This is a genomic window from Sessilibacter sp. MAH1 (genome assembly GCF_054658315.1).
The window spans coordinates 73,526-90,051 of the sequence record NZ_BAAGIC010000019.1 but is presented as its reverse complement, the minus strand read 5'-3'; the positions used below and the strand labels follow the sequence as shown (position 1 = coordinate 90,051).

The following is a 16,526-nucleotide window of genomic DNA, read 5'->3' as shown; positions in this document are numbered from 1 at the left end:
CCAGCTGAAGTTGAGAAAGCATTTAAATGATAAAAACCTCCTACAGGGTGGTATGAAAATAATTGACCACTACACAGTTAAAAGCTTCGTCGATAGGCTCGCGAAGCTTGTCTAACTTCTACAAACTTCCTTCTTAATTTCTTAATTCGCAATTTATCATAGACAATCCGTATAGCTAAAAGCCCACTGCATCAATGGAATAGATTCAGATTAAAAAAACACTCTTTAATTTATTGCTATTGTCATCAAAACCGATTAGCACTGATTACACCTTACGCTCGAACTCAATATCAAACATGTAAAATTACGAGCTAAAACCTGGGCACACAATGGCAACAATCACAGCACCAAAATAGATAAATGAATACAGGAAATTCTGATTAACCTAGAGTTTCCATTGAAAAAAGAATGTGTAGCCAACCTCAAGAAGTGTAAGCAATTAATATTGGCAAGAAACTTGAAATCGCATTTTCAATTTCTCCACTCGATTCAATCATGAATGAGTTAATCAGAGATTCCCATAGAAAGCATTCTTGTTCGAGCGGAGCAAACTTAACAAATAATTTCAGTTTAGTAAAACTTTAGTTGATGCCCAATAAACTTTATATTTGTTATATTTATGCATTTAATTCAACAGGAATTATCCGATGAAACATCTAGCTCTATTTTCTTTAATTTTTTTATCTATAAACGCTTTTGCTGGAGGTACAACGACGTCTACAATTGACTTCATCCAAATAAATTCCACTGGTAGTTTGCAAAATAGAGCATTTATTAAGCTTCATACACCTGCAACCAATCAACCCGCCTGTGCGACTGATAATCGTTTTACTGTTGATTTAACAACCGATGCAGGCAAATCTATTTTTAGTTCAGTAATCGCAGCTAAAGCGTCTGATCGAGAGATGTTTATCGGCGGAACTGGTGGTTGTACAGAAGGTTTTGAAAATGTTTCTTATGTTCGTTTTTTATGATAGTTACTAAGCGGGTAACACCCGCTTTATTTTCATTAACAATTGTAACCTTCCCCATAACAGAATCATTGAAAATGCCTTGTCGATAGGTAGTGATCCATATAATAAGATAAAGCAGCCAATATCATGTAGAAGTTGATATCGGTTTTGTCGAAGGCGCAGGACATTACCATTAACGTTGCAGCTATGTCGCCGTCGTCTTCTGGTGTTTTTTGCCAAGCTTCTTCAATAAGATCGGACATGGTTAGGTCGAAAAAATCACCTAAATGATTTCGCATTTTATTTTCAATCATTTTTAAGTTGTTCGACATGTCTCTGCTTAATTTAAGATATTCTTCAACCGCGCCTGAAACGTAAGTATCTGATTCAGAATTTTTACAAACTGTTTCCATTATAGGTTCCTATCTGTAATTTTATTAATGTATTGCATTTAAATAAGGGAAATACAAAGCAGAAAATAATGTCATTAAGCCAATAATTGTGGAGTAATCTTGGCTGAACACTTTGATAATTTCGACCTTTTGATCTGGGTAATCAATTCGTCAAGGTCTAAGCATTCAAAAAATAAATTTTAGGAAACTCTGATTAACCCAGAGTTTCCGGTGACACAAGGATGTGTCGCCAATTTCAAGAACGGTAAGTGATTGAAATTGTGAAGAAATTGGAAATCGCATTTTCAATTTCTGCGCTCTGATTAAATCATCGATGAGTTAATCAGAGGTTCCTTTATTTTAAATGTGGTCGATGTTTGTAAATCATAATTCGTGATCAATATTATTTGATATCAATGTCATTAATTGAAGCTTTAATTGTGTTAATAAATATACAAATACCGCTGCAAACTATTTTTCGGCATTCTTATAATTATCTATTTATGTGATTGTTAATACGCTTTGGTAAACACATGTAAAAAAGCGAGCCAAAACTAGATCGCAACACAATGACCACAAGACTTAACCTTATAACTCATAATGTGGTTGCAAATAAATCATACTCGTAACGTTTAGTCAAATAGAATGAACACAATTGCGGTTTTGCACACAATTCTGTCGCCTATTTCTACTTGTTATTGGCCTATCGGCCGATCGGTGTGACGATTCCGACAATTACGCCAAGTATTTTGTGGGTATAAGGATTGTATTCTTGCTGCTCATCGCGGCCGGTTGGATCATCTAACCATACCGATTGGCCGTTAGGTGCTAAGACTTTTACGGTCGGCCCTTTTTCAGGAGCCGATACAATGGCCAGCGATTCTAGAGGTGTTAGGAAAGGAAGGTTTTGCCACTGGTTTTCAATTTTTGCTTTTGAATAATCAACAACCAATATTTGGCGAATTCGCGCGCCAAGTGGTTCGTTAAAGCTAACGATTCCGTTTGACGGCAAACCGAGTAATGAGCGCCCTTCTAGTAAATATTCCTGCAAATAGGACTCAATTTCGACAGAGTTACCGGCAATGAAGGCATCGATTTGATTCCAACGAATAATGGGAACACGTTCGTTACCATACTCACGTTTAGTCTCCGGCTCGCCTTTGCCGAGCGCCAACCATTCGGGATCAACGGATAATGATGACGCCAAGCTAAAGGTCGCACCTGAAACGCCGCGCTTGCAGCTTTCCATGGAGGAAATAGCTTGTTGAGAGACACCCGATTTGTCGGATAACTCATATTGAGATAATCCGCGCAGTTTTCGAGCGTATTTGAGTCGTTCGCCGTAGTTCATCGGCGTAATGTACTACTTTTAGAGTAATTCGACCAACCCTTAGTTAGCTTGACCTTTAAACTACAATATGGGTATTCTTATTCAATACTGTAACGTTTAAGAATCACACCAGGGAGGGTCAATGAGCAGATATGCTTTGGAAACAGCCATTTTAAAGGCTGGAGGCCAAACTCAATTGGCAAGAAAGATAAATCTTGCCATTGATTTAATGATTAAAAACGGTTGTTACAAAGACGAGCGACCACCGCTTAAAGTCAAACAAAATAATATATGGAAATGGTTAAACGATTACAAAGGACCCATTCCACCCGCCGAGTATGTTGTACCTATAGAATTTGCTGTGGGTATACCGCGAGAGAAACTTAGAAAAGATTTATATTTAACGATCATCGACACCAAGATAAAGTATTAATTTCACATCATTATTTACCCAAATTGTGGGAATAATATCTATTGAATACCGTATTTTATGACCAGTTATATTACTGAGTATTTTTATTAGCTGCCAAAACGTTGATCAAACTGAAGCAGCCTAACCCCTAACTGATCAATATCATCGCCTTGGTATTGCTCCAGCAATAGTTCGTAAAGGGTTTGTGCTTTATCCCGTTTATTAATGGCTAAATAAAAATCGATTTCTTTCATTAGAGCAGTTTTTACCTTGTCACTCAATGAATCTCCATCAATCTCAAGCAAGTCATTTTCTGGAGAAATATCGTCACCAAAAGAATAAAATTCGTTAGCTTTTTTATCTTCTACGCGTATAGCGTTTTTTTCGCTACAAATGAGTTGATCTAAATCATCGAGGCCTTCCGGCGATTCAGAACAGTCTAAATGCTCTGCAATCATGTCGGAATCATCGAGGTATTTAATCGTTAAATTGTCATCGATAGTTAATTCCGCTGTTTCCTTTATTTCTTTTAAGTCCTGCCTATCTTTTGATGAAGGTTTTGCTTCTTGACCGGCTAACGCCAGTTCATCCAACAGTTCTTGATCAAGTTGAAACTCTGGGCAGTCGACCTCTTCCAAATTCATTAAATTTTTGGGTAGAGAATCTGCATTAATGATCAACTCTTCTTCGGGAAGAAGCGCTTCTAGCTCATCGAGGTTTGTATCAATTGTATCGACGACATTGTCTTTAAATGTGCTCGCGTTGGCTTTTTTCCTTTGTGATTCTTCATCCAACTTCTGCTTTTTGATGAAATCTCTGGTAACGTTGATTTTTTGCAGAGGATCATAATCGTTAAAAACATCTGCTGGAAACTTTTCGGAGTGAAATGGAATCAGCTTTTCGGCAGATACCGCTTCTATCTCACCCAAGTTATAATTGCCTGATAATTTTTCAGCTCGCGTTTTTTCCGAAGTTTTATCTGCAAAAAAAGTATTGCCAACAAAGCTTGTATTGTTCGCCATTGAGGATTTTTCAAAAGTATCCTTTGGTGTCGTCTGAGTATTATCACTCGCCTGCTTAGATTCTATGCAGTTCAAATTTGCATGAGGCGTGTCGGAAGTCGGCGAATTTTTTCCGTAATGCTCTGCCTGCTCGGTATATTTTTTTTCCTCTGTAATTGAAGTCGAATTTTCCAAATTCGCTAAATTAATGCCAATGTCTGAATGACTAATTTCTTCTATTATTGGGTTTTGTGCATCTGAGTTGTTGTCTTGTGCAATTTCAGCCGGGCGCTTCCTTTTTAAAAATAATATTGCCGACAACATAAACACCAGAGAAGCCACGGCAAAAAAATACCAACCCGATAAATACCATTGATTTTGTTCGCTCTCGGTCACTGAGCCGTTATTGTTTGCGGGTAAATTCAACCTATTTAATGTTGACGAACTTTCTGTTTGCACGTTATTAGCTACAGATATTGCATCTTCACTAGAAACACTTGTATCAACAGTCGCCCTTTGCTGCAAACTTGCTATTTGTTGCTCTTGTAATGCTAAAACCCGTTCCAGCAATTCTTTCATACCGCCATTTTCAATGAGTTCAATACGTTGACGATAATAATCGTTTTCCCGTTTTAGTCGGGCAATTTCTTCTGCGGCAGAATCTATTTGGCTTTGTAAACGCAAAATTCGTTCGGCGGTGGACTCTGAGTTATTTGTGTTCAGCCTCGAATCTTTATCTTCAATTAACGCATAAACATCTTGCTCGCTTTTGGCCGATAATCTTACCCGAGATTCAATAGCGGAAGTATTAAGTGCTGCGATATCAGTATTATTATTCTCTTGCGAGACTATTTTTTTGGCAGCTTGAGTTTCAACTATCGAACGTCGAGTTAGGCCAGCAACGTCTTTTTGACCAGATGCGTGAATATCAACTGGATAAAAATATTCAAGCTTTGGCAAATTAAGTGTTGTACCAACAGACAATGTTGATGGATCGCCATTAATAAAAGCTTGTGGATTGTTCTCTATCAGCCATTGGCTTGCACGTAAGGTTAAACTTTGGCTGGATTTTTCAGTGTAACGCCCCCAATTGCGAGCAATTAAGCTAACAGTATCACCGGGACGAACAACGTAACTATCTTGAAAATCCGAATAATTCTCGGTGTTTTTTGTATCATTAATTTTCGATGAATTATTGCCAGTATTAGCCGTTTTATCGCTTTGGATTTCAGCGGTGTTGTTTGCAAGATTAGTTTCTATCGATACGTTAGGTGTCTCGGGTAATACCGTGTAAACGCGATAGACATTGCCATTGGGCCAAGCCAACTCTATGGCAAATTCTATGAAAGGTTCACGAATAATTTGTTTGGATTGTAAATAAACCTCAACCGAATTGATATTAGATTTTAATTCTACCGACAAAGGAAAATACTGATAGATTTCGGACAAACCCAGTTGCTGCGTTTCTCTGAGCGTTAGTTGCCTGACTTGTATATCATCAATATCAACGTCATTACCAATTAATGTAATAGAAGCTTGTAACGATTCGCCAAGTTCCGCTTTGGCATTTATATCACCTAAGCCTAATGCATAAACCTGTGAACTGCCAGCGAGTGTCGCATACACCAATAAGCGTTTACTTATAGAAATAGCCTCTAATGTTAGCTCATTAGCAGACTTCAATTTTTTTTCGTTTACAGTTAAATCATATTGTGTTGAAGCTCTCTGTTTTTCTGTCAGGAAATACGTTTTTATAAAATGCGCTATCACTTGCTTTAGAAACACCAATAAAAAACCTTTGCTATGTCGATCAATCATTATTCGGAATGTATTTTTACGAAAAACTCTCTCAACCTGAACTGAGGGTAACGCAAGGTTATATGGCTTAGAACCGAGCTTAATCAGGACTTGCTGTATTATTAACAATAGCAAAAGCTCTAAAAATAGCCGGACCAACAAAGGTAAATTCTGTTTAGATCAATAGAATTTTGAATATAGAAATAAGTGTTATTGAAATTGGAAATTAAAACGACAGAAATACAGATTTTTAGGAATTTTATGTATAGGAAACCCTGATTAACTTAGAGTTTCTCGCGACACAAGGATGTGTCGCCAATTTCAAGAACGGTAAGTGATTGAAATTTTGAAGAAATTGGAAATCGCATTTTCAATTTCTGCCCTCTGATTAAATCATGGATGAGTTAATCAGAGGTTCCTATAGGTAACTCCAATTAACCTAGAGTACCCAGTAACGCAGAGAAGCGTCACCAAATTCAAGAACTGCTCGTGATTGAAATTGCGAAAAAATTGCAAATCACATCTTTAACTTCTGTCTTATGATTGAATCGTCGATGAGTTCATCAAAGATTTCTATTGATAGGAATTGGTGATAGGAATTGGTGATAGGAATTGGTGATAGGAATTGGTGATAGGAATTAGCGATAGGAACCGGCGAGTGATGAGAAGTTACAAAAGAAAAGTGGTTATAAAAACGCCGCCACAGCGGCAAGTTGGTCACTGTGGCGGCGATGCATTTTGTGTAGGTAATCGTTAAAACATTAGGTTACGGCAATGTGGCGTATTCTTTTTCGAGTTTTTTCAGTTGTTTTTTACCCAGTTCACCAGCAACAACATTAAGTGCATGTCGTAACCTTGCGCGCGACATGTCTGGACCAAGCAGAGTCATAGAATCAAACACCGAGAAAGACGCGGTGGTACCTGCGATGGCAATAAACAAAGGCGCTAAAAAGTCCTTCATTTTTATACCCATGGCATCGGCTAAACCTTTTAAGGTATTAAACAGTTCATCGCGTTCCCAAACACGCAGAGCCTCAAGCTTCCATAAGGCAAATTGCAATACGCGTTTTAGATCGTCTTCTTCAAGTTTTAATTCTTTAAAACTGTCACTGGTAATGGTCAATTGACCCGATGCCAAAAACGCGACCAGCGGTATAAAGTCGCTGAGGGTATTCATGCGTGTTTGCGCGTGTGGCAATACCTTTAATAGATTGTCTTGGTTTAACGCCCACTGTTGTATACGTGATGCCAATTGCTCGGTTGAGAAGTTTTCGCGAATCCAAAGGCCGTTTAACCAGCTTAATTTGTCTACGTCGAAAATTGGCCCCCCCAAAGAAACGCGCGTTAAATCGAAGGCTTCCATCATTTCAGACAGGCTGAATTTTTCACGCTCATCGGGCATAGACCAGCCCATACGACCCAAATAATTCAGTAACGCTTCTGGTAAATATCCCATGCGTTGGTAATACCAAATGCTGGTTGGATTTTTACGCTTACTGAGTTTTGATTTATCGGGGTTACGCAATAGCGGTAAATGGCACAACGTTGGCATTTCCCAACCGAAGTATTGGTATAACAACTTATGTTTGGGTGCTGAGTTAATCCACTCTTCGCCACGGATAACGTGGGTAATTTCCATTAGATGGTCATCAACCACATTTGCCAAGTGATAAGTTGGTAAGCCGTCAGACTTCAACAAAACTTGGGCGTCGATTTGGCCCCAGTCTAACTCGATGGTGCCGCGCAACATGTCGTCGATTGGACATGGGCCGGTACCTTCTGGAACCATCATTCGCACCACATAGGGCATGCCTTCAGCTTCGCGACGTTGTACTTCTTCGTCGGATAGTTTCAGCTCGCTGGGTTTCAGTGCCGCAAAACCACCGGCGGCACGTCGTGCTTCTCGCAGTTCGTCTAATTCTTCTGGGGTTCGGTAACAGCGAAACGCGTGTCCGGAGTCCAATAATTGTTGGGCGTATTTTTGATAAATTTCGCGACGTTCACTTTGACGATACGGGCCATGTGGGCCACCAACGTCTGGACCTTCATCCCAATCTAGACCCAACCAGCGTAGGCTATCAAATATTGCCTGTTCAGATTCTGAGGTTGAGCGAACCTGATCGGTGTCTTCAATACGCAGCAAAAATTGGCCGCCGTGGCTGCGAGCGAAACACAGATTGAATAGGGCGATGTAAGCGGTACCTACGTGCGGATCGCCGGTAGGAGAAGGTGCTATGCGAGTACGAACGGTCATGGAATAAGGGTTTCCTGAAACTCTAAACAGAATGAAATCAGTGATTATACGGGTGTCGTCAGAGAAGATTAAAGTGTGATCTGAACTTTCGTAAATTTGCCGTAAATTTAATCGGTTTATGACACTTTTACGAACGTCTTTTGCACAATTATTAAAGCGACTGTGTTTTGCATGGATTGTATTAATCTTCAGCAATTCGAGCTGATTTTAGTAAAGATTCGCTAAACCTGAGTTATTAACCGGGCGAAACGCCCTGTTTTCATGCTTCGATTTTGGTATTATGCGCGCAAAATTTAACGCCAGAGAATATGCCCCAGCGCTATAACTCCTTATTTCACCTCAACGAAAAGCAATCCCAATGTTAAATTCCGATGCTCTTAATCAACTGTCTCAACTAAAGCACAGTATTCGCGCCGCTAAAAACCTGGCTCAAGGTACTGTAAGAGGAACAAAAGGCCGATACGGATTTGTTGTACTTGATGACGAACGCGAAGCCTTCCTCGACCCAGACCAAATGAACCGTGTCTTCCCCGGTGACCGAGTAGAAGTTGATTTAAGCACCAATGATAAAGACCAATTGGAAGCACAGCTTGAGAAGTTGATTAAGTCGGAGTTAAAAGAGTTTGTTGGTACTTATTTAGAAAAAGGTAAAGGCCATTTTGTTGTACCCGATGTGCCCTTCTTCAGCCGTTGGGTGTTCTTACCGCCGAAAGGTCGCGGTAAAGCTAAAAACGACGATTACGTGCGCTGTAAAATTACTCACCACCCATTTGAGGATGGTAAAGCACAGGCCAAGGTTATCGAACATATTGGCAGTCGTGACGACCAAAGTATTGAACGAACTTACATTATTAATAAGTTTCAATTGCGTGACACTTGGAACGAAGCCCACCTTAAACAGTTAGAAAGTCTAAAAGAAAACCCGCAACCATTTGATTTGCAAGAGCCACAACGCGTAGATTTAACGCACATTCCATTTGTTACCATCGATTCTGAATCTACCAAAGACATGGACGATGCGCTATTTGCAGAAACTACGGAATCCGGTTGGAAGCTGGTGGTTGCTATTGCTGATCCGAGTTCGGGTATCAATTTGGAGAGTCCACTGGGCCAAGAAGCCTTAGCGCGTGGGCAAACCATTTATTTCCCCGGTAATTCGGCGCCGATGATTCCCAACGAATTATCAGAAGACAGTTATTCGCTGGTAGCTCAAGAAAATCGTCCAGCACTGGTAATTACTTTGGCCATTAATTCCGACGGCAGTGTCGATAATTACGAATTCGCTGTAGCAACCATTCGCTCACACGCAAAGCTCAGTTATGACTTTGTCAGTAGCATTTTGGACGGCGCTGAAGAAGCGAACGACCTTAGCGATGAAGTTAAAGTATCTTTATCTCTTCTAAAGTCAGTTGCGAATGCTCGATTTGAATATCGCCAAAAAAATGCCTTAGTCATGGAAGAGCGCCCAGACTACGAATACAAATTAAATGAAGCTGGAAAAATAAGCGATATTATTCGTGTCGATCGCAACAGCGCACAAAAAGTGGTTGAAGAGGCCATGTTGGTGACCAACGTTGTAGCTGGACAATATTTAGAACAACACAACCTTGCTGGGCTGTTCTCAACACACGCAGGTTTTAGAGAAGATCGTCTACAACAAGTGAATAAGCTGTTGGCTTCAGATCTGGGCGAAGATGCAGACATTGGCGATATTCAATCGCTTGCAAGCTACCAAAAATTAATCTCTGATTTGCAACATCAAGACGACAAATCCACCTTGTTAGCTGTGTTAAAGCGTCAATTGCGTCCGAGCGAATTAAGCTTTGAAGTTAAACCGCACCTAGGTTTAGGTTTTAGCCACTACGCCAATATTACTTCGCCTATTCGTCGTTTTAACGATCTATACAACCACATCATTATTAAGAACTCCTTAGGTTTCTATAAAGCCGAGTCCATCAACGAAGCGCAATTAACAACCCTAAAAGAACAAAACAGCGAAGGTCGCTATGCTTGTCGTCAACTAGAGCAATGGTTAATTTGCCAATACATGAACAATTTTGTCGGCCAAGAATTTGAAGGACAAGTATCTATGATCACCAGCCAAGGTGTTGGTGTTCGACTGAACAAAAATGGTGTTGAAACATTTGTACAATTGCGCGATCGCAAAGACAAAGAACAAAAAATAGAATTTAATCCCGATCGTCTAACATTAAAAGTTGAAGATCAAGAATTTGTATTTGATCAGTTAATTACTGTAAAAATTACTAACGTCGATGTAGAGCGTCGCCAAATTGCCAGCACTCTCGTTACTGCGTAATCAAATAACTGAATACTAAAGGGCCTTACGGCCCTTTTTTTATTGTACGGAATAATATCTCTAGTAAACTCCAATTGGTTTATGCCTAATGAGATCGACGGCCAGATATTAAAGGTACGTTTTTTTAAGTTCTCTATAATTTCAATAAAAGAGAACTCTGATTAAATCGTGGATGAGTTAATCAGAGCGTCCAAACGTCTGCCAGTACTATTCAATAAACGAGACCTGCCATGACACACATTAATAATAACAGCCCTATTCTTGTCACTGGCGCTACCGGATATGTTGCCGGGCATCTAGTAAAAAAACTACTAGCAAAAGGACACACCGTTCATGCAGCCGTTAGAGATCCAGAAAACCTAGAGAAGCTTAAATACCTTAACGAAATTGCCGCACAAACCAGCGGCAACATTGTGTATTTTAAAGCAGATTTATTAAAGCCGGGATCTTATGCTCAGGCTATGAAAGGCTGCGAACTGGTGTATCACACAGCCTCGCCTTTTATGTTGAAAGTTAACAATCCCAAACGGGATCTTATCGAACCGGCATTATTAGGAACACGTAATGTTTTAGAAGAAGCCAATTACACAGAAAGTGTAAAACGCGTTGTTGTTACCAGCAGTTGCGCGGCTATTTACGGTGATAATATCGATTTACAAACCATTCCCAACAAAACACTCACCGAAGAACATTGGAATACCACGGCATCAGAATCTCATAATCCTTACGCCTACTCAAAAACACTGGCAGAGCGAGAAGCGTGGAAAATTGCCAAGGCTCAATCGCGCTGGGATTTGATAACCGTTAATCCGTCGTTAGTTATTGGCCCAGGAATAAATCCGAATGCCACTTCAGAAAGTTTTAATATCATCAAACAACTGGGTGCCGGTAAATTAAAATCCGGTGCGCCCAAGTGGGGTTTGGGTTTGATCGACGTTAGAGATGTTGCCGAAATTCACCTTCAAGCCGGCTTCACGCCATCAGCTCATGGACGTTACATCGCTTGCGCCTACAGCACCGACACCTACGCCATGACACGATTATTACTGGAGAAATACGGTACACGTTATCCAATTCCAAAATCGTGTTTACCAAAATGGTTATTATGGTTAGTTGGGCCACTGGTGGATAACACATTAACGCGAGAAATGATCAGTAAAAATGTAGATTATCCTTGGCAGGCGGATAACAGCAAGGCTACAAAGGCTTTTAACATGAATTATCGCGATCTAAAAACATCGCTGGAAGAATTTTTTCAACAAGCCATTGATAGTAAGCTTTTCTGAGGGTATGAAATTGCTATTAAACCGGATTTATCATCCTCGCAAGGCAGTGTTGTAAATCAAGCTCTAACAATATTATGGAAACTCTGATTAACCTAGAGTTTCCCACGACACAAGCATGTATCGTCAATTTTAAGAACGGTAGGTGATTGAAATTGTAAAGATATTGGAAATCGCACTGTCAATTTCTGTCGTCGGATCAAATCATGGATGAGTTAATCAGAGGCTCTCTTAAATATATTGCGTATAAAACCTACATAGGCAAATACAACGAAAATAATCCGCCGCTGAGCATTTCGCTGTTGGTTAATTTAATATAGCCAGCACTCCCATTGTGACGGTGCATAGCGGCAATTTTCTCGGCAAAATAAATCCCTAAATGGGTACGATCAAGAGAATCCTTTTCGAAAACGTTTTCACGATCACTGTGCAATAGCTTTTCGGGAAATCCTGAACCGTTATCGGCAACGTAAATGTGCAAATAGCCTTGAATGGCTTCGGCGCCAACCAAAATTTCATTTTTTGTGTATCGACATGCATTGATCAGTGCATCGTTGATAATACTTGCCACCAGATCAACATCTAAAAAACCTGTTAAATCTGCTTCGCACACTATTTGAGCGTGTATGTTTTCGGAATCAATTAAATTTTGATTTCTAAGAACTTGTTCCTCTAATAATTCAGCAATAAAGCAATTATCAATGTGTATTGGTAAGCGATTATGCTGCAACCGATACACTGACAATATTTTCACCAAATCTACATTAATTCTTGAGGCTTCGTATTGCACGGTTGCGAGTTGTTTTTTTAACTCCACGGGTAATGTCTGCTTATCGTAAGAAAAAATTTCATCTAACGACGCCATCAACATTCCCATGGAATTTTTCATATCATGCACACTGACTGCAAGCGCTAATGAAAAATCTGCCTCTGTGCTGGCATCAGCGTTGGCCTTTACATTCATAGTCATTAAACCGGTTTTTTATCGAATAAACGTAACTGATGAATTTCGTTTTCTAAGGCTCTTAAGCGATCAAATTGAGCGTCAGATTTAGAGATCCGAGTTCTAACTTTAGATAACGATTTTTCAATATCTTCTACGTATTCTTGACGCACACCATGATGCTTTACATCTTCAACCATAACCTGAATTAGGTTGAGATTTACACCGATATGATTGGGTGATAAACGTCGAGCTTGCAAAAATTGTTGAATAGCAGTGGGATATTCTTTTGCTTGATAAGCTTCGATGCCGCGACGGTTAATTTCAGCGATGTAGCGAGTATTTTTCTTGCTAACAGGGTCATCCAACAAGTCATCAATTTTTGCGAGAGCGTCGTCGTCTTTCGCGTATTTTTTCACAAGAAAATTAAGTTTCTCAGTTGCTTTTTGTTTTTCAGAAGTTGCTTTTAACGCTCGAACATACTCAAGTTCAAAGTCTAGTGAAACATCTTCTTCTGCCACTGTTGCAATTAACATTTCAGACTCTTGAACCAAATTATTTGCCTCAGTCATCTTATTTTGGGCGCTATTTAATTGTGCCAACACACAATTGGTAGTGGCGTGTTGAAGATTATCAATTTTTAATTGACCAATTTTATTCATTAAATATTTTTGCGAATCTTCACAAAAATCTTCGCTAGATTCTGTTACTTGTTGTGCGTATTTCACCGCATTTTGAGAATACAAAACAAATTGATTTAAATCTGAATAAACCGAATTTTGCGCTAATCGCACCACGCGTTTACCCGTTTGAGCGGCAACCAGATAATCATGATTGTCGGATGCAACCTCTAATAATTTATGCTGCCGCAATAACGCCAGTGGTGATATCTGTACAGCTTTTTGCAAAACTTCTTGTTGCTTAAGAAATTGCTCTTGCGATTCATAAAGGTTGGATAAAAAATCGTAACCTCGCATAAAGAAAGGATTGACCTGTAAAAAATCGCCAATCTTTTTCTCGGCGATATCACCCTCACCTTTGGCCATATTCACTTTACTTAAGCCTAATATGGCCCAGTCTAACTCTCTTTGCGCCAACACGGATTGGTAGAGATGATGAGCCTCATCTAAATCTCCAGCGTTGATTAAAGCTTCACCCAACATTTTTTGGCAAATGGGCGAATACGGGCCTTTTTTGCGAATATGTTCCTTACAAAACTCAATGACCGCTGACGAATCTTCCGACTCAAGCGCTTGATACAACGGCGATAGCAAAAATCGTTGCTGTAATATTTTACTGAGCCGTTGTTGCAGGCTCTTGGCGGTAACGGGCTTAGTAAGGTACGCATCAGGCTCAACATCGGCTGCGGCTAAGACAACATTTTTGGTATTTTCGGCCGAGACCAGCATAAAAGCCTGCTGATGATGCAGAATTTTATGAAAACGCAGGGCCTCCAACACTTGCAAACCGGTTTTCCCGGCACCTAAATTGTAATCGGCGATAATCGCTTTGTAGTTACGTGAACGGCACATGCGAATGGCACTTTCACCGGTATTAGCGGTGTCAATTTGCGCAGCTCCCAAGCTATCGAGCATACGCATCAACGCAAAGCGGAATCCCTCGAAGTCATCAACGATCAAAATATCAAGCGGGCCGTCGGATTTTATTGGCATATCAATACAGTCTAAGCAAATAGGTTTCAGTACAAGTTTAGTCTCGACTTAACAATTCGGTAGAATTCAATCACGCTAGAATGACAACCGGTTCACATGCCACTGGCGAGCGGATGTCTAAAACATTAGAATTCCGCCATTTATTAACTCAGACAGACATAATTGCACTGGAAATCAATGCCAAACGATCACGTTCAAGATCCCGACAATCGCGCGAACACAGATACCGTTTTCGCCAATCCGATGGCGGCTATCGATAAGTTTGCGTTCAATAAGGCTGTTGTTGACGTATTTCCTGACATGATCAAGCGCTCAGTACCTGGTTATTTAACAATTATCGGCATGATTGGCGATCTCACCAGTCGATATGTGCAAGCAAATTCAAATTGCTACGATCTGGGTTGTTCTCTAGCGGCAGCCACGTTGGCCATGCGACAAAATATTGGTGAGCGGGGCTGCGAAATTATCGCTGTCGATAATTCACAAGCGATGATTGAACGTGCCCAAAAGATGATGGCCAGAGACCACAGTGCTACGCCTGTGACATTGGTGTGTGACGATATTAATGGTATCGAAATAAAAAACGCGTCGATCGTTGTTTTGAACTTTACCTTGCAATTTATTCCGGTACAGCAGCGCGATAAATTGCTCGCCAACATTTATCAGGGTTTAAATCCCGGTGGCGTATTAATTTTATCGGAAAAAATTGCCTTTGAAGATCAGCGTCACAACCAGTTGATGATTGATCTATACCACGATTTTAAACGCGCTAATGGTTACAGCGATTTAGAAATTTCTCAAAAACGCGAGGCGCTGGAAAACGTATTAATTCCTGAGACATTAAGCCAACATCGCCAACGACTTAAAAGCTCGGGCTTTGATGATGCTGACGTTTGGTTTCAGTGTTTTAACTTTGCCTCAATGATTGCACAAAAAACGACTCATTTATAAACACGACTCATGCTTGAACACTACCAAGATTTAATTAACGAACTGCAAAATACAGAACTGCAAGCTTGGGCCGATGTAATTGCCGAACAAGTTGCCAGCGGCTTAAGTGAACAACGTTTTGGTGATCTCACTGAATGGAAAAAGGCTTTGTACGCCTTACCAAAAGTTAGTAGTGAATTTACTGATTTAAAAAACGGTGTATTTATTGGTGAAAATGGTGATTGCTCGCCAGAAATTCAACAAGAGATTCACGATCGTTTAGCGGATTTAATTCCTTGGCGTAAAGGCCCTTTTCACGTCCACGGTACGCACATAGATACAGAATGGCGCTCTGATTGGAAGTGGGATCGTGTATTGCCACACATATTACCATTGAAGAATAAAACGGTGTTGGATGTGGGCTGTGGCAGCGGTTATCACTGTTGGCGAATGTATGGCGAGGGCGCAAAACGTGTCATTGGCATTGATCCCTCACCGCGATTTGTGGTGCAGTTTGAAATGATCAAACATTTTATCGGCAAAGTTCCTGTACATGTTTTACCCATACCCATGGAAGCTGTACCCAGTGAATTAAATGCGTTTGACACCGTATTTAGTATGGGTGTTTTATATCATCGCCGATCACCCTTCGATCATATAAAAGAATTACGAGATGCATTAAAAAACGGCGGGCAATTGGTTCTAGAAACATTAGTGGTTGATGGCAAATTCGGTTATAGCCTTGTGCCAGAAAAACGCTACGCCATGATGAACAATGTGTGGTTTATTCCCACACCCGAAACCCTAGCCTCTTGGTTAAAGAAAATGGGCTTTAATTCAATTGAGCTGGTGGATTTGAATGAAACCAGTTTTGAAGAGCAACGCCAAACGCCGTGGATGAAATTCCATTCTTTGGAACAATTTTTAGACCCGAATGATCACAGTAAAACTGCAGAAGGACACCCTCGACCTAAAAGAGCGGTTTTTACGGCAATTAAATAGCGTTAAAAAGACTCTGAATTAGTTAAAGGAAACTCTGATTAACCTAGAGTTTCTCGCGACACAAGGATGTGTCGTCAATTTCAAGAACTGTAAGTGATTGAAATTGTGAAGAAATTGGAAATCACATTTTCAATTTCTGTCCTCTGATTAAATCAAGGATGAGTTAATCAGAGGTTCCTAAAGTCGCCTTAACGAATTTTATATAAAAAAACCTCCAATTAACTTATTGGAGGTTTGAA

General features: G+C 40.1%; 12 protein-coding genes. 6 read left to right on the top strand and 6 right to left on the bottom strand.

From position 1 onward, the window contains the following. Positions 1 to 647 precede the first annotated feature (647 nt). A complete protein-coding gene (locus tag ACYQ28_RS16720) occupies positions 648 to 974 on the top strand; it encodes a hypothetical protein (RefSeq protein ID WP_460052039.1) in 327 nt (108 codons plus the stop codon). Between the two features lie 65 nt (positions 975 to 1,039). Here ACYQ28_RS16720 and ACYQ28_RS16715 read toward each other — a convergent pair whose 3' ends face one another. Then, on the bottom strand, positions 1,040 to 1,366 hold the full coding sequence (locus ACYQ28_RS16715; RefSeq protein WP_460052037.1) for a hypothetical protein: 327 nt from the start codon (positions 1,364 to 1,366) through the stop codon (positions 1,040 to 1,042). 682 nt (positions 1,367 to 2,048) lie between these two features. Then, positions 2,049 to 2,696, bottom strand: coding sequence for a helix-turn-helix domain-containing protein (locus tag ACYQ28_RS16710; protein ID WP_460052036.1), 648 nt, complete (start codon positions 2,694 to 2,696; stop codon positions 2,049 to 2,051). Between the two features lie 121 nt (positions 2,697 to 2,817). Between ACYQ28_RS16710 and ACYQ28_RS16705 the strand changes: the two genes are divergently transcribed. Further along, positions 2,818 to 3,108, top strand: coding sequence for a YdaS family helix-turn-helix protein (locus tag ACYQ28_RS16705; protein WP_460052035.1), 291 nt, complete (start codon positions 2,818 to 2,820; stop codon positions 3,106 to 3,108). Between the two features lie 86 nt (positions 3,109 to 3,194). Here the strand turns inward: ACYQ28_RS16705 and ACYQ28_RS16700 are convergent, their stop codons facing one another. Both ACYQ28_RS16700 and gltX read right to left on the bottom strand, forming a co-directional pair. After that, positions 3,195 to 5,771, bottom strand: a complete 2,577-nt coding sequence (locus tag ACYQ28_RS16700) for a type IV pilus assembly protein FimV (RefSeq protein WP_460052033.1) — start codon at positions 5,769 to 5,771, stop codon at positions 3,195 to 3,197. Positions 5,772 to 6,651: 880 nt separating this feature from the next. Next, positions 6,652 to 8,139: a glutamate--tRNA ligase gene (gltX, locus tag ACYQ28_RS16695; RefSeq protein WP_460052032.1), complete on the bottom strand. Its 1,488-nt coding sequence runs from the start codon at positions 8,137 to 8,139 to the stop codon at positions 6,652 to 6,654. A gap of 358 nt (positions 8,140 to 8,497) precedes the next feature. Here gltX and ACYQ28_RS16690 point away from each other — a divergent pair, with 358 nt between their 5' ends. Both ACYQ28_RS16690 and ACYQ28_RS16685 read left to right on the top strand, forming a co-directional pair. After that, on the top strand, positions 8,498 to 10,456 hold the full coding sequence (locus ACYQ28_RS16690; protein WP_460052031.1) for a VacB/RNase II family 3'-5' exoribonuclease: 1,959 nt from the start codon (positions 8,498 to 8,500) through the stop codon (positions 10,454 to 10,456). A 230-nt stretch (positions 10,457 to 10,686) separates the two neighbouring features. Next, positions 10,687 to 11,742 (top strand): NAD-dependent epimerase/dehydratase family protein, encoded by a 1,056-nt coding sequence (locus ACYQ28_RS16685; protein WP_460052029.1) that lies wholly within the window; start codon positions 10,687 to 10,689, stop codon positions 11,740 to 11,742. Between the two features lie 250 nt (positions 11,743 to 11,992). Here the strand turns inward: ACYQ28_RS16685 and ACYQ28_RS16680 are convergent, their stop codons facing one another. Both ACYQ28_RS16680 and ACYQ28_RS16675 read right to left on the bottom strand, forming a co-directional pair. Beyond that, positions 11,993 to 12,709 (bottom strand): sensor histidine kinase, encoded by a 717-nt coding sequence (locus ACYQ28_RS16680; protein ID WP_460052028.1) that lies wholly within the window; start codon positions 12,707 to 12,709, stop codon positions 11,993 to 11,995. Further along, positions 12,709 to 14,355, bottom strand: a complete 1,647-nt coding sequence (locus tag ACYQ28_RS16675) for a response regulator (RefSeq protein WP_460052026.1) — start codon at positions 14,353 to 14,355, stop codon at positions 12,709 to 12,711. Before ACYQ28_RS16675 ends, ACYQ28_RS16680 begins: the two co-directional genes overlap by 1 nt. Positions 14,356 to 14,532: 177 nt before the next feature. Between ACYQ28_RS16675 and cmoA the strand changes: the two genes are divergently transcribed. Then, positions 14,533 to 15,306: a carboxy-S-adenosyl-L-methionine synthase CmoA gene (gene cmoA / locus ACYQ28_RS16670; protein WP_460052024.1), complete on the top strand. Its 774-nt coding sequence runs from the start codon at positions 14,533 to 14,535 to the stop codon at positions 15,304 to 15,306. Positions 15,307 to 15,315: 9 nt separating this feature from the next. Then, on the top strand, positions 15,316 to 16,287 hold the full coding sequence (cmoB, locus tag ACYQ28_RS16665; protein WP_460052023.1) for a tRNA 5-methoxyuridine(34)/uridine 5-oxyacetic acid(34) synthase CmoB: 972 nt from the start codon (positions 15,316 to 15,318) through the stop codon (positions 16,285 to 16,287). Positions 16,288 to 16,526 lie beyond the last annotated feature (239 nt).